10 protein-coding genes are annotated in these 13,782 nt (G+C 71.9%); 5 read left to right on the forward strand and 5 right to left on the reverse strand.

Translation table 11 applies throughout. From position 1 onward, the window contains the following. The first annotated feature begins 234 nt into the window (after window positions 1-234). Window positions 235-1,833: an MFS transporter gene (locus QCD68_RS04890; RefSeq protein WP_301222231.1), complete on the forward strand. Its 1,599-nt coding sequence runs from the start codon at window positions 235-237 to the stop codon at window positions 1,831-1,833. A gap of 43 nt (window positions 1,834-1,876) precedes the next feature. Here the strand turns inward: QCD68_RS04890 and QCD68_RS04895 are convergent, their stop codons facing one another. The 4 genes from QCD68_RS04895 to aroA form a co-directional block, all read right to left on the reverse strand. Continuing rightward, entirely contained in the window at window positions 1,877-2,662 is a 786-nt protein-coding gene (locus QCD68_RS04895; protein WP_301222232.1) for an inositol monophosphatase family protein, read from the reverse strand. Between the two features lie 97 nt (window positions 2,663-2,759). Beyond that, the gene (locus tag QCD68_RS04900; RefSeq protein WP_301222233.1) at window positions 2,760-3,905 is read right to left on the reverse strand and encodes a hypothetical protein; all 1,146 of its coding nucleotides are present in this window, start codon (window positions 3,903-3,905) and stop codon (window positions 2,760-2,762) included. Between the two features lie 65 nt (window positions 3,906-3,970). Continuing rightward, window positions 3,971-5,023, reverse strand: a complete 1,053-nt coding sequence (gene rsgA, locus QCD68_RS04905) for a ribosome small subunit-dependent GTPase A (RefSeq protein WP_221850105.1) — start codon at window positions 5,021-5,023, stop codon at window positions 3,971-3,973. After that, window positions 5,020-6,399, reverse strand: coding sequence for a 3-phosphoshikimate 1-carboxyvinyltransferase (gene aroA / locus QCD68_RS04910; RefSeq protein WP_301222234.1), 1,380 nt, complete (start codon window positions 6,397-6,399; stop codon window positions 5,020-5,022). Before aroA ends, rsgA begins: the two co-directional genes overlap by 4 nt. Window positions 6,400-6,551: 152 nt before the next feature. On the opposite strand from aroA, the gene QCD68_RS04915 reads away from it, so the two are divergent. The 3 genes from QCD68_RS04915 (at window position 6,552) to QCD68_RS04925 (ending at window position 8,091) form a co-directional block, all read left to right on the forward strand. After that, window positions 6,552-7,352 carry a sigma-70 family RNA polymerase sigma factor gene (locus QCD68_RS04915; RefSeq protein WP_221850103.1) on the forward strand — a complete coding sequence of 267 codons (801 nt, stop codon included), beginning with the start codon at window positions 6,552-6,554 and terminating at the stop codon, window positions 7,350-7,352. Beyond that, complete coding sequence (locus QCD68_RS04920) at window positions 7,349-7,591, forward strand: zf-HC2 domain-containing protein (RefSeq protein ID WP_111075549.1); 243 nt, start codon at window positions 7,349-7,351, stop codon at window positions 7,589-7,591. The genes QCD68_RS04915 and QCD68_RS04920 overlap by 4 nt, the downstream gene beginning before the upstream one ends. Before the next feature lie 62 nt (window positions 7,592-7,653). Then, entirely contained in the window at window positions 7,654-8,091 is a 438-nt protein-coding gene (locus QCD68_RS04925; protein ID WP_221850102.1) for a GNAT family N-acetyltransferase, read from the forward strand. A 131-nt stretch (window positions 8,092-8,222) separates the two neighbouring features. On the opposite strand, the gene QCD68_RS04930 is transcribed toward QCD68_RS04925, so the two are convergent. Next, window positions 8,223-12,017 carry a multifunctional oxoglutarate decarboxylase/oxoglutarate dehydrogenase thiamine pyrophosphate-binding subunit/dihydrolipoyllysine-residue succinyltransferase subunit gene (locus tag QCD68_RS04930; protein WP_301222235.1) on the reverse strand — a complete coding sequence of 1,265 codons (3,795 nt, stop codon included), beginning with the start codon at window positions 12,015-12,017 and terminating at the stop codon, window positions 8,223-8,225. Window positions 12,018-12,207: 190 nt separating this feature from the next. On the opposite strand from QCD68_RS04930, the gene QCD68_RS04935 reads away from it, so the two are divergent. Then, window positions 12,208-13,647, forward strand: a complete 1,440-nt coding sequence (locus QCD68_RS04935; protein ID WP_253463364.1) for a GuaB1 family IMP dehydrogenase-related protein — start codon at window positions 12,208-12,210, stop codon at window positions 13,645-13,647. Window positions 13,648-13,782 lie beyond the last annotated feature (135 nt).

Here is a 13,782-nt window from a genome sequence, read left to right on the forward strand (position 1 = left end):
ATGACGGCGGGTCCGTGCTCGCTGGGACTAGGGATCCCGGTGCGGTCACATGACCTTCCGTCAGGAGAACGCTAACCCCTCTTCGGCGATGCTGAGCCGTCCGTCAGGGAAAGGTCTCGATACGCGTGCCCCCAGTCCGGGGGGAAAGGCGGACCCCCGTCCGGACGCCGTGGTAAGCGTCGGGGTACAGAACCGTGGGTCTGCCCGGAGCACGGCCCGGGTACGAACGGGGCGGTGAGTGAGCGGACGGGCGAGCAGGCGGACGAACGGACAGCGGACCGACAGCGGTGGCGGGCGTTCGGGGTCTGCGTCGCGGTCGCGGCACTGACGATCCTGGACCTGTCGAAGGTCAACGTCGGCCTGCCGTCGATCGAGCAGTCGCTGCACGCCACGAGCTCCTCGCTGCAGCTCATCGTCGCCGGGTACGCCCTGGCGTTCGGCCTGGCGCTGGTGCCGGCCGGACGGCTCGGCGACCTGACGAACCGGCGGCGCCTGTTCGTCATCGGGCTCGTCGCCTTCACCGTGTCGAGTCTGCTCTGCGCCTTGGCACCGACGATCGAGGTGCTCACCGTCACCCGGATCCTGCAGGGCTTCGCCGCGGGGACCCAGATGCCGCAGGTGATCGGCCTGGTGCATCAACTGTTCCGCGGCGAGGAACGCGGTCGGGCGTTCGGCCTGTTCGGCGCGGTGATCGGGGTGTCCACGGCACTCGGTCCGACGATCGGCGGCGGCCTCATCGCACTCGGCGGCGAGCAGGACGGATGGCGGCTGCTGTTCTGGATGAACGTGCCACTCGGTGTCGCCGCGCTCGTCGCCGCCTGGCGGCTGCTGCCCCGCGGTGACCAGGGCCGGGCCACGGACCGCGAGCTCGACGTCGTCGGGATCCTGCTGCTCGGGGTCGCGATCGTCGCCGTGATGCTGCCGTTCGTGACCACCTCGGGCGGCGGCGGATCGGCCGCCCGGTGGCTCTGGCTGGCGGTCTCGGCGGTCTTCCTCGTCGGCTTCGTGCTGTGGGAACAGGGGTACAAACGCCGGGGGAAGTCCCCGGTCGTCCACTTCGAGCTGTTCCGCCGGTCGTCCTACCGGAACGGCCTGGCGATCGTCGCCGTCTACTTCGCGGCGCTGCCGGCGTCGTTCCTCATGGTCACGCTCTACCTGCAGGAGGGGCTCGGGCTCGCTCCGGTGTTCGCCGGCATGGTGAGCGTCCCGTTCGCGATCACGAGCGCGGTCGGCTCCTACGTCGGCGGACGACTGGTGAACCGGATCGGTCGGGCGCTCGTCGTCGCCGGGCTCGGTGCGGTCGTCGTCGGTTTCGTGCTGCTCATGCTCGCCGCGGTCCTCACCCCGCCCGAGGTCACCCCGTGGGCGATGGCCGGGGCCTTCCTGGTCGGCGGACTCGGCGGCGGCTTCGTGGTCTCGCCGAACCAGACCCTGACGCTCGCCGAGGTGCCGGTCGAACAGTCCGGGGTCGCCGGGTCCATGCAGCAGCTCGGGCAGCGCGTCGGCACGGCGATCGGCACCGCGGTGGCGACGAGCATCTTCTACGGGATCGTCCGCGGCGAGTCCGCGGGGGCGGGTTTCGGGGCGGGCACCAGCGGCGGCGGGGCGGGCGCCGGCGGCCGGTTGGACGCGTACCACGACGCCTTCCGGAGCGGGACGACGTTCACGGTCTCGCTCATCGCGGTGGCGCTCGTGCTCGCGGTCGCCGACCTCGTGGTCCGGCGGCGCGCTGCCGCTCGCGAGGGGGACCGGCGCGCGGGCGACCGGGGCGAGGGGGACCGGGGCGGCGTGCCCGAGGGCCAGCACGGGGCGGAGGCGGGGCGGCAGGACTGAGGGGGCGTGCCTCCCGTCCGGTCGTCGGCGGCGGGTGCGCCCGTCAGCTGCGGCGGACGACCTCGACGACCGCGTCGTGGACCAGGCCGTTCGACGCCAGTGCGCTGCCGTGCCAGGGACCCGGGTCGCCGTCGAGCGAGGTGAAGCGTCCGCCCGCTTCCTCGACGATCGGCACCAGGGCGGCGATGTCCCACGGCTTGAGGTCCGGCTCGCCCGCGACGTCGAGGACCCCCTCGGCCACCATCATGTACGACCACATGTCGCCGTAGGCGCGCGTGCGCCAGACCTTGCGGGACAGCGCGACCAGGGTGTCGAGCCGGTCGTCGTCGTCCCACTGCTGCAGGGAGTTGTAGCTGAGGCTGGCGTCCTCGAGCGTGCTGACACCCGACACGTGCAGCGGCCCCTCGAGCGAGTGTGCGCCGAGGCCGGTGGCTGCCCACCAGCGCTTTCCGAGCGCCGGGGCGCTCACCACGCCGAGGACCGGACGGCCGTCGACCGCCAGCGCGATGAGGGTCGCCCACACCGGGACGCCTCGCAGGTAGTTCGCGGTGCCGTCGATCGGGTCGACGACCCACTGGCGGTGCCCCTCGCTCAGCGCGTCGGCGCCGGAGTCAGCGGTGGTCTCCTCGCCGAGGAACGCGTCGTCCGGGCGTTCCGCCGTGAGCCGCTCCCGCAGCGCCCGCTCGACGGCCTGGTCGGCGTCGGTGACCGCGGTGTGGTCGGCCTTCTGCGACACGTGCAGGTCGGCGGCGCGGAACCGGTCGAGGCTGATCGCGTCGGCGGTGTCGGCGAGGGAACGGGCGAAGTCCAGGTCGGCGCTGAGGTCCACGAGGGCCAGCGTACCGGGGGCGCGGTGCTGGCGCGGGGTGGCGGCTGTCCGACTGCGGACGGCTGTCCGGCTGCGGAAGTCAGTCCGACTGCCGACGTCAGGCCGCCACGACCTCTTCCTCCTCGAGCAGCGTGACGGCGCGCTCGCGGGCGATGCGGGTCCGGCGGGCGACGAGACCGTGCACGACGACGCAGAGCAGCAGCACGGCGACCAGCCAGAGTGCCAGCACCAGACCGCTCCGGCCCAGCGAGGCGCCCGGGAAGTACTGCAGGTCCTGCGCGGCCTGCAGCCAGGCGGCGCCGCTCCAGAACGTGTTGAGGCCGGCGAAGAACCCGGGCTGGAACGCCGGCTGGAAGATGCCGCCCGAGGACGTGAAGTTGAGCATCACGAACAGCATCGTCAGCACCGGGGTGGTCCACCGGCCGATGAGTGGGTGCAGCCCGACACCGAGCGCGATGATGACCGCGTCGTAGAGCCAGGCGAACAGGAAGACCTGCCACTGGTGGGTCGTCAGCACGCCGTACACCGGTCCGGCGACGACGATGCCGATGCCCGCGACGACGCCCGCGGTGACGAGCCCGACGACGGCGGTCCACACCGGACGGAGGCGGGTGGCGAACGCGGCGACGGCGATCGCAGACGAGTACCCGCCGACGCTCAGGCCGACCAGCAGGAAGAACAGACCCTGGCCGGTGGTGTCCTGGTCACCGGTGGGGACGACGTCGACGACGTGGAACGGCAGGTGCTGCTCGAAGGCGATCGGCACGAACACCTTCTGCGCGGCCGAGGCGGTGGTCTCGCTGGCGGCGGTCGAGACGTAGAGCGTCGCGGCCGAGTCGCTCGGCGCGTACACGGCAGCCAGGTCACGGTCGCGGACCTGCTGCTCGGCGGCCTCCGTGCTGCTCACGACGTGGGCGACGAGGGCGCCGTCGGACTGGTCGGTCACGGTCTGCGCGAACACCTGGGTGGCCGGGGTCGTGCCGACGATGCCGACGGGCAGGTCGTGCGGGGTCGGGGCGTGGAAGGCGCCGAGGTAGGCCAGCGTCATGCCGACCGCCAGGAAGAGCGGCACCAGGATGTGCGAGCCGAACGAGCGGAGCACTCCGGCGAGTCCCTGCGGGCGCAGCACGCCGGGGGCGCGGTGCGGCGGGCGCTGGGCGGCGTGGCCGTGGACGGCGGTCGGGCCGGGGGTGGAGGAGGACGACGCGCTCGGCGCGTAGTTGTACTTTGCAACTTCGGACACGAGGGGACAGCGTACGCCCGCCCCTGCCCGAAGTCGAGCGACGCAGCTCGAGCGACGCGGCGGGCCTACGCCGTCCCGGGGTCCTCGGCGCCCATGCCCGTGAGCAGCGCCCGGAACGAGTCCAGCCGCTCCACACCCGTCGCCCCGAGCTCGCCGTTCTGCACCCGGTCGACGATCTCCCAGTCGTGCGCCTGGTCGAGGGGGATGCCGTCGGGGGAGTCCTGCACGGTGACCGCGTGCGAGGCGAACGCCCGGAACACGTTCTCCGGCTGCACGTGCCCCAGCCCGAACGACCGGACGCCCGGGGTGTCGATGATCCAGCCGCCGTCCCGCACCCGCAGCGCGATCGAGGACGACGACGTGTGCCGCCCGCGCCCGGTCACCGAGTTCACGACGCCGATCGCCCGCGTCGACCCGGTCAGGGCGTTCACGAGCGTCGACTTGCCCACGCCGGAGTGTCCGACGGTCACGGTGACCTTGTCGTCCAGCAGGTCGTGCAGGGCCGCGAACGGGACGTCGTCGGAACGGCTCGTCACGATGCGCAGGTCCAGGCAGGCGAAGTGCGCCAGGAACGGTGTCGGGTCGGCGAGGTCGGTCTTCGTGATGCAGAGGATCGGGTCGAGGCCCGCGTCGAACGCCGCCACCAGGTACCGGTCGATCAGACGCGTCCGGGGCTCCGGGTCGGCCGCGGCCACCACGATGAGCATCTGGTCGGCGTTGGCGACGATGACGCGCTCGACCTCGTCCGAGTCGTCGGCACTGCGTCGGAGCAACGAGGTGCGCTCGGCCACCCGGACGATGCGGGCCAGCGAGCCCTCGTCGCCGGAGACGTCACCGGCGAGCGACACGTGGTCCCCGGTCACGACGGACTTCCGGCCGAGTTCCCGTGCCTTCGTGGCGGTGACGACGTGCTCGCCGTCCTCGTTCGTCACGAGGACGCCGAACCGACCGCGGTCGACGTTCGTCACCCAGCCGGTCGGGGCGTCGTCGTACGTGGGGCGGGTCTTGGTGCGCGGCCGGTTGCCCTTCGGGTTCGGGCGCACGCGGACGCTGGACTCGTCGTACTGGCCGTACGGCTCGTCCTCGTCGCCGCCGTCGGTGTCGTCCCACCAGCTCATGCCGGGTCCCCCTCGGTGGTGTCGGCGACCTGCGTGCCGGCGCTCGTCGCCAGGAGGTCGGCCCACAGCTCCGGGAACTGCGGCAGCGTCTTCGCGGTCGAGCCGATGTCGTCCACGGCCACGCCCTCCGTCACCAGGCCGACGACGGCCCCGGCGGTGGCCATCCGGTGGTCCTCGTAGGCGGCCCAGTCGCCGCCGTGGAGCCGCGCCGGGTCGATCCGCAGGCCCTCGGGACGTTCCGTCACCGCGCCTCCCAGGCCGTTGACGTCCGCCGCCAGCGCGGCCAGCCGGTCTGTCTCATGGCCGCGCAGGTGCCCGATGCCGGAGACCTCGCTCGGGCCGTCGGCCAGCGCCGCGAGCGCGACGAGCGCGGGGGCGAGTTCGCCGCCGCGTGTCAGGTCCAGGTCCACCCCCGGGACGGAGGCCCCACCCCGGATCCCGACGCCGCCGTCGAACACCAGGTCGTCACCGTCGCGTGTCACGGTCGCGCCCCACAGCGGCAGGAGCGTCTCGAGGTCGGCACCGACCTGCGTCGTCTCGGTCGGCCAGTTCCGGATCCGGACCGTCCCGCCGGCGACGAGGGCGGCGACCGCGAACGGAGCCGCGTTCGAGAGGTCCGGTTCGATCGTGACGTCACGCGCCCGGATCGGTCCGGGGTGCACGACCCACTCGCCGACCGTGGGTTCCTCGACCTGCACGCCCCGCGCACGCAGGACCTCCACCGTCATCGCGATGTGCGGCAGGCTCGGCAGTCGCTCACCGGTGTGCCGGAGGTGCAGCCCCTCGGTGAAGCGCGGTGCGGAGAGCAGCAGGCCGGAGACGAACTGGGACGACGCCGAGGCGTCGACGTCGAGCGTGCCGCCCCGGACCGAGCCGGTCCCGACGAAGCTGAAGGGCATCGCGCCGCCGCCGTCGTCGGTGACCTGCACGCCGAGGTCGACGAGTGCCTTGACGATCGCGGCCATCGGGCGCTTCCGTGCGTAGGGGTCGCCGTCGATCGTGACCGGTCCCTCGGCCAGGGCGGCGAGCGGCGGCAGGAAGCGCATCACGGTGCCCGCGAGCCCGCAGTCCACGCGGACGTCGCCGTGCATCGGACCGGGGGTCACCCGGAGGTCCGGGCCGTACGGGTTCGCCGGGTCCCCGGCGGCCGGCTCGACCTCGTCGATGCCGACGCCGAGCTGCCGGAGCGCGGCCGTCATCAGCGCGGAGTCGCGGGAGTGCAGCGGCAGGCGGATCGTCGAGGGGCCGTCGGCCAGGGCGGCGAGCACCAGCTCCCGGTTGGTCAGCGACTTCGAGCCCGGCAGGGCGACGTCGCCGGCCAGCGGGCCGCGCGCGACCGGGGCGGACCAGGGGTGGGAATGCGTCGTGGCTGCCATCGGTTCACCACACTACTGAACCCATCGGGAGGAGCACGGTGATCGCACTCGCACCGTCACGAACGGCCGACACAGCACTGCTGCCTCGGGCCGTCACGACGCTCGCCGAGCCACAGGGCCCGGACACCACCGTCCGCCTAGACTGGCGGGCGATGACGACCGACGAACCGCAGCACGCACCGGACGACCTGGTCGACGAGACCGAGGAGCAGCTCGACGCCGTCGAGGACGAGGACCTCGCCGGACTCGACGCCGACGCCGGACCGGAGCCCGTCGACGCGAAGACCGTTTCCGAGCACGAGCTGCGACGGCTGTTCGAGGACCAGGCACTGCCGTTCATGGACCAGCTGTACGGCGCCGCGATGCGGATGACCCGGAACCCGGCCGACGCCTCTGACCTGGTGCAGGAGACCTTCGTGAAGGCGTTCGCCGCCTTCCGGCAGTTCCGCCAGGGCACGAACCTCAAGGCGTGGCTCTACCGGATCCTCACGAACACGTTCATCAACACGTACCGCAAGAACCAGCGGAACCCGTACCAGGGCACCATCGACGAGCTCGAGGACTGGCAGCTGGGCGGCGCGGAGAGCGTCACGCAGTCGATCTCGGCGCGCTCCGCCGAGGCCGACGCCATCGACCACCTGCCGTCCTCCGCCGTGAAGGACGCGCTGCAGGCCATCCCGGAGGACTTCCGGATGGCCGTTTACTTCGCCGATGTCGAAGGGTTCTCGTACCAGGAGATCGCCGACATCATGAAGACCCCCGTGGGGACGGTCATGAGCCGCCTCCACCGTGGACGCCGGCTCTTGCGGGGGCTCCTGGCGGAACACGCACGAGAGACCGGCATCGTCCCGGACGCAGCGTCGACGGCGACGATGCGCGGACGAGGCCGAGGTGCAGGCACGCGGGCGGCCACGACGGCCGGCACCCGCACGACGCGGAAGGACGCACGATGAGCGGGTGCGACTGCTCGAAGGCGAAGGCGGAACTCGAGGAGTTCCTGCACGACGAGCTCCGACACGAGGACGCCGCGGACATCCGCGAGCACATGGACGGCTGCGAGGACTGCCTCACCGAACACCGCGTCGGTGTCGTCCTGATGGAGACCGTCAAGCGTGCCTGCCGCGAGACCGCGCCGGAGCAGCTCCGCGACGAGGTCCTCGCCCGACTCCGTGCGGTGCAGTCGACCCACTGACCGCGGCCCGGCCGGCTCGTCACACGGGCGGTCACGGCCCCGCGAACGGGTAGGGTGCGGACATGACCGACGCCGAGCCGATCAGCACCTGGACCGAACCCGACGTCGCCGCGGTGACCGACCTGGTGCGCCTCCTCGGCCACCAGGTCGAACCCGCCGCGATGCAGGCCCGACTCGATAGGCTCACCGCCGAGGCCGGACACCGCACCTGGGTGGTCCGGGGTGACGACGGCCGACCGATCGCCGTCGCCGGCGCGCAGGTCACGTGGACCTACGCCAGCGACGAGCCGACCGCGCAGCTGCTGCTGCTCGTCGTCGACCCGACGGCCAGGAGGAGCGGCACCGGTTCCGCGCTGCTCGGCACCTTCGAGACGTGGGCGGCCGAGCAGGGCGCGCGACGGCTGTCCGCCGTCAGTGCTGCGGCGACGGACAACGCGCACCGCTTCTACCAGCGCCGCGGGTACCACGAGGCGGGCGTCCGGTACACGAGGTTGGTCTAGCGAGCAGTCGCGGTCACATTCCTCGCGAACGCTGTTGCATTCCTCGCGAACGTCGGAGCGCCTCGTGCGGGAGTCCAGCGGACTGCTGCACGAGGCGCTTCCTGGTCGGCTACACCGACGCGCTCAAGCGCTCAAGCGCTCAATGCCCGGTCGATGACGTCGGCGGCCTCCTGCGCGCTGCGCTTCGAGGAACCGGTCGCCGGGGCCGCGCTCGCCGAGCGGGACGCGACGGACAGCGGGCGGCCGTCCAGGTGCTGCGAGAGGTTCATGCAGACGAACGGCCAGGCACCCTGGTTCTCGGGCTCCTCCTGCGCGAAGACGACCTCGGCCTCCGGGTAGCTCGCCAGCACCTCGAGGATCCGGTCGAGCGGCAGCGGGGCGAGCTGCTCGAGCCGGACGAGTGCGACGTCGTCGACGCCGCGCTTCTCGGCCTCGGTCCGCAGGTCGTGGTGGATCTTGCCCGAGTGCAGCACGACGCGACGCACTGAAGCCCGGTCGACGCCCTTGGCCGCCAGGCGGTCGTCGTCCAGGACCTCTTCGAAGGTGCCGGTCGTGAAGTCGTCGACCGCACTCGTCGCCTGCCGCAGGCGGAGCATCGCCTTCGGGGAGAACACGATCAGCGGCTTCTGCGGCTTCGCCCACGCCTGCCGACGGAGCAGGTGGAAGTAGGACGCCGGCGTCGACGGCCGTGCCACCACCATGTTGTCCTGCGCGCAGAGCTGCAGGTACCGCTCGATGCGGCCGGAGGAGTGGTCCGGTCCCTGGCCCTCGTACCCGTGGGGGAGCAGGAGCACCAGGCCGGAGCGCTGGCCCCACTTCTGCTCGGCGGACGAGATGAACTCGTCGATCACGGTCTGGGCGCCGTTGGCGAAGTCACCGAACTGCGCTTCCCAGAGCACGAGCGCCTCGGGACGCTCGACCGAGTAGCCGTACTCGAACGCCATCGCCGCGTACTCGCTGAGCAGCGAGTCGTAGATGAAGAAGCGGGCCTGGTCCTCGGTGAGGTTCGCGAGCGGCAGCCACTCCTGGCCGTTCGTCCGGTCGTGGAACACCGCCTGGCGCTGCACGAACGTGCCGCGTCGGGCGTCCTGGCCGGCGAGCCGGACGGGCTTGCCCTCGACCAGGACGGACCCGATCGCCATCAGCTCGGCCATCGCCCAGTCGACCCCACCGGCGCGGGTCATCTCGCGGCGCTTGGTGAGGAGCTGCTGCAGCTTCGGGTGGATCGAGAAGCCCGACGGCGGGTTGCCGTGCGCGTCGCCGATGAGTTCGACGAGCTCCTGCGAGATGGCGGTGTCGTGCACCTCGATCTCGGAGTCGTCGCGCTGGGCGGTGGGGCGCTCGAGCCCGTTCACCGCGCCGGAGTCGTCCACGGCGACGGTCGGCATGGTGCCGGTCTGCGCCTCGTGCGTCTCGGCGAACGCGCGCTCCAGGCGGTCCTGGAAGTCGCGGTGTGCGTCGTCGTACTCCTGCTGCGTGATGTCACCACGGCCGACGAGGGCCTCGGTGTACAGGGTGCGGACGGAGCGCTTCGCCTCGATGAGGTTGTACATCAGCGGCTGGGTCATCGAGGGGTCGTCGCCCTCGTTGTGGCCGCGTCGACGGTAGCAGACCAGGTCGATGACGACGTCGCGGTGGAACTCCTCGCGGTACGCGAACGCCAGGTCGGCGACGCGGGCCACGGCCTCCGGGTCGTCGCCGTTCACGTGGAAGACCGGCGCCTGGATCGTCTTGGCGACGTCGGTCGAGTAGACCGACGTGCGCGCGGACTCCGGCGGGGTGGTGAAGCCGACCTGGTTGTTGATGACCAGGTGCACGGTGCCACCGGTGCGATAGCCGCGCAGCTGCGACATCTGCAGCGTCTCGACGACCACGCCCTGGCCGGCCATCGCGGCGTCGCCGTGCACGAGCACCGGCAGCGTGCCGAACGTGCCGGCGGGCTTCCGGTCCTGCTTGGCACGGACGATGCCCTCGAGCACGCCGTCGACGGCTTCCAGGTGCGACGGGTTCGCCGCGATCGTCACCGGGATGCGGGAGCCGTCCGAGGCGCGGAACACGCCCTCGGTGCCGACGTGGTACTTGACGTCGCCGGAGCCCTGCCCGGACACCGTGCCGGGGAGCTGGGTGCCCTCGAACTCCCGGAAGATCTGCCCGTAGGTCTTGCCGGCGATGTTCGTCAGGACGTTGAGGCGACCGCGGTGCGCCATGCCGATCGCGACCTCGTCGAGGCCGGCGACCGAGGCGTGCTGGATCAGGGTGTCGAGGAACGCGATGGTCGACTCGCCGCCCTCGAGCGAGAAGCGCTTCTGTCCGACGTACTTGGTCTGCAGGAAGGTCTCGAACGCCTCGGCCTCGTTGAGCTTGCCGAGGACCCGCAGCTGCTCGTCCTTCGACGGCTTCGAGTAGGGGACCTCGATGTGCTCCTGCACCCAGCGACGCTGCTCCGGGTCCTGGATGTGCATGTACTCGATGCCGACCGTCCGACAGTAGGCGTCCCGGAGGATGCCGAGCACGTCACGAAGCGGTGCGGTCGTGGTGCCGGCGAGGCCACCGGTCACGAACTCCCGGTCGAGGTCCCAGAACGTCAGCCCGTGACGCTCGATCTCGAGGTCGGGGTGCGTGCGCTGCCGGTACTCGAGCGGGTCGATGTCGGCCATCAGGTGCCCGCGGACGCGGTAGCTGTTGATGAGCTCCTGCACACGTGCGGTCTTGTTCACCCGGTGGGCCAGGTCGACGTTGATGTCGTTCGCCCACTGGATCGGCTTGTAGGGGATCCGGAGCGCCGCGAAGATGTCGTCGTAGAAGCCGTGCTGGCCGATGAGCCGCTCGTGCACCTGCTTGAGGAACTCGCCCGACCCGGCGCCCTGGATGACCCGGTGGTCGTAGGTGCTCGTCAGCGTGATGGTCTTGCCGACGCCGAGCTCGACGAGGGTCTTCGGCGCTGAGCCCTGGAACTGCGCCGGGTACTCGAGCGCACCGGCGCCGATGATGCAGCCCTGGCCCCGGGTCAGGCGCGGGACCGAGTGCACGGTGCCGATGCCGCCCGGGTTCGTCAGGGAGATCGTCGTGCCCTGGAAGTCCGACGGGGTCAGCTTGTTGTCCCGTGCGCGCTTGACCACGTCCTCGTACACGGAGAGGAACTGCCCGAACGTCAGGGTCTCGGCGCGCTTGATGCTCGGGACCAGCAGGGAACGCGTGCCGTCCTTCTTCGGGACGTCGATCGCGATGCCGAGGTTGACGTGCGCGGGGGTGATCAGGAACGGCTTGCCGTCGCGCTCCTCGTAGGAGACGTTCTGGCTGGGGAAGTCCTTGAGCGTCTGGACCATGGCCCAGCCGATGAGGTGCGTGAAGGAGATCTTGCCGCCGCGGGCCCGGCGCAGGTGGTTGTTGATGACGATCCGGTTGTCGATCATCAGCTTCGCCGGGATCGTCCGGACGCTCGTGGCGGTCGGGACGGTGAGCGACGCGTCCATGTTCGACGCCAGGGTCTTCGCCATGCCACGGAGCGGGGTGGCGACGTCCTCGTGGGTCTCTTCGTGCTCGTCGGCGGAGTCGTTCGCCTCGGCCGGGATCGGCTGCGGCGACGGCTGGCGCGAGGTGGTGCGGGCCTGGAGCGGCGTCTTCGTCTCTCCGGTCGCGGGCTGCTGCGTGGAGGACGGACCGGCGACGGCGGCGGGCTGCTCGGCGGGGGCGGGCTGGGCAGCGGCGGCCTGGGCGGGAGCGGCGGTGGCGGAGTCGGCTGCGGCAGACGGGGCGACCTCCGCGCTGGTGGGTTGGGCCCGGTGGTAGCTCTCGAGGACCGGCCACCAGGACTCGTCGACGCTGCTCTTGTCGGCGAGGAACTGCTCGTAGAGCTCGTCCACCAGCCACTCGTTCGCGCCGAATTCGCCCGCGGTCTCGTCAGTTCCGGTCAGATGGCTCGACACAGCCGATCGCCCACTCTCCGTCGATTGATGCTCGTGTGTGTCGTGCAGGGCAACCCTGTCCCGCACGCCGTCAACCCTAGCCGCTCCTCCGTGGCCGTGAGGTGGGAGACGGCGGGTGAGTCGGGCCTCCCGGGCGGGTCTGGGTGCCGCTCCCCGGCGGCCCTCCGCGCGCCGCCGTACAGTGGCCGTCATGAGGTTCTACGAGACGCGGCCGACCCACGACCTGACCTACTCCGACGTCTTCCTCGTCCCCAGCCGGTCGAGCGTGACGAGCCGTTTCGACGTGGACCTGTCCACGAACGACGGCACCGGTGCGACGATCCCGATCGTCAGCGCCAACATGAACTCGGTGACGGGTCCGCGGCTCGCGGCGACCCTCGCCCGTCGCGGCGGGCTCGGCGTGATGCCGCAGGACATGCACCTGCAGGACCTCGACGCCGCGATCCGCTGGGTGAAGGCGCAGCCGGTCGACTTCGACTCCGCGATCGACCTGGCGGCCGACGCCACCGTCGCCGAGGCGCTCGAGCAGCTGCTGCCCGTCGAGGGTCGCGGCGTGGTCGTGCGCGACGAGGCGGGGGAGTACCTCGGCTGCGTGCCCGCGACCCGGCTCGCCACCGCCGGTGCCGACGCGGTCCTCGGCGACCTGCTGCACGGCGCGACGACCGCGATCGACGCCGAGGACGCCGGGTCCTCCCGCCACGTGTACGACGTGCTCACCGCGGCCGGGGTCGACTTCGCGCCGGTGATGCGGCACGGCAAGGTCGTCGGCACCGTCAGCCCGACGAGCGCCATCCGGTCCGACATCTACCGGCCGGCCGTCGACGCCTCCGGCCGCCTGCGGGTCGCCGCGGCCGTCGGCATCAACGGCGACGTCGCCGCGAAGGCCGCCGCCCTCGCCGACGCGGGCGTCGACGTCCTGGTCCTCGACACCGCGCACGGCCACCAGGAGGGCATGATCCGCGCGCTCCGTGCGGTGTCCGCCCTCGACCTCGGCATCCCGCTCGTCGCCGGCAACGTCGTCACCGCCGACGCCGTCGCCCACCTGGTCGCCGCGGGCGCGTCGATCATCAAGGTCGGTGTCGGGCCGGGCGCGATGTGCACCACCCGCATGATGACCGCCGTCGGGCGTCCGCAGTTCTCCGCCGTGCTCGAGACCGCCGCCGCGGCGCGCTCGCTCGGCGCACACGTCTGGGCCGACGGCGGGGTCCGCTACCCGCGTGACGTCGCCCTGGCGCTGGCCGCGGGCGCGTCGGCCGTGATGATCGGCTCGTGGTTCGCCGGCACGCTCGAAGCGCCGGGCGTGCTCCGCCGTGACGACGCCGGTCGGGCGTACAAGGAGAGCTGGGGGATGGCGTCCGCCAAGGCGGTGCGGGAGCGCTTCGAGCGGCTCGACCCGTACGAGCGGGCCCGGAAGGCGCTCTTCGCCGAGGGGATCTCGTCATCGACGATCTACCTGGACCCGGAGCGCCCGAGCGTCGAGGACCTGCTGGACATGATCACCACGGGTCTCCGCAGCTCCGCCACGTACGCGGGCGCGCAGTCGCTGACCGAGTTCGCGGACCGGGCCCTGGTCGGCATCCAGTCCGCCGCCGGCTACGAGGAGGGCAAGCCCCTACCCGTCAGCTGGTAGCTGGTAGCTGGTAGCTGGTAGCTCGTAGCCGACCACGGACAGACGGGAGGGGCCCCCCCCCCGGGGGGGGGGGCGCCCCGCCCGGGGTGTGTGGGGGTAACCGCGGGGGGGGGGGGGCGCGGCCGGGGGCCGGGG

This window comes from Curtobacterium sp. PsM8, from assembly GCF_030433875.1.
GTDB lineage: Bacteria > Actinomycetota > Actinomycetes > Actinomycetales > Microbacteriaceae > Curtobacterium.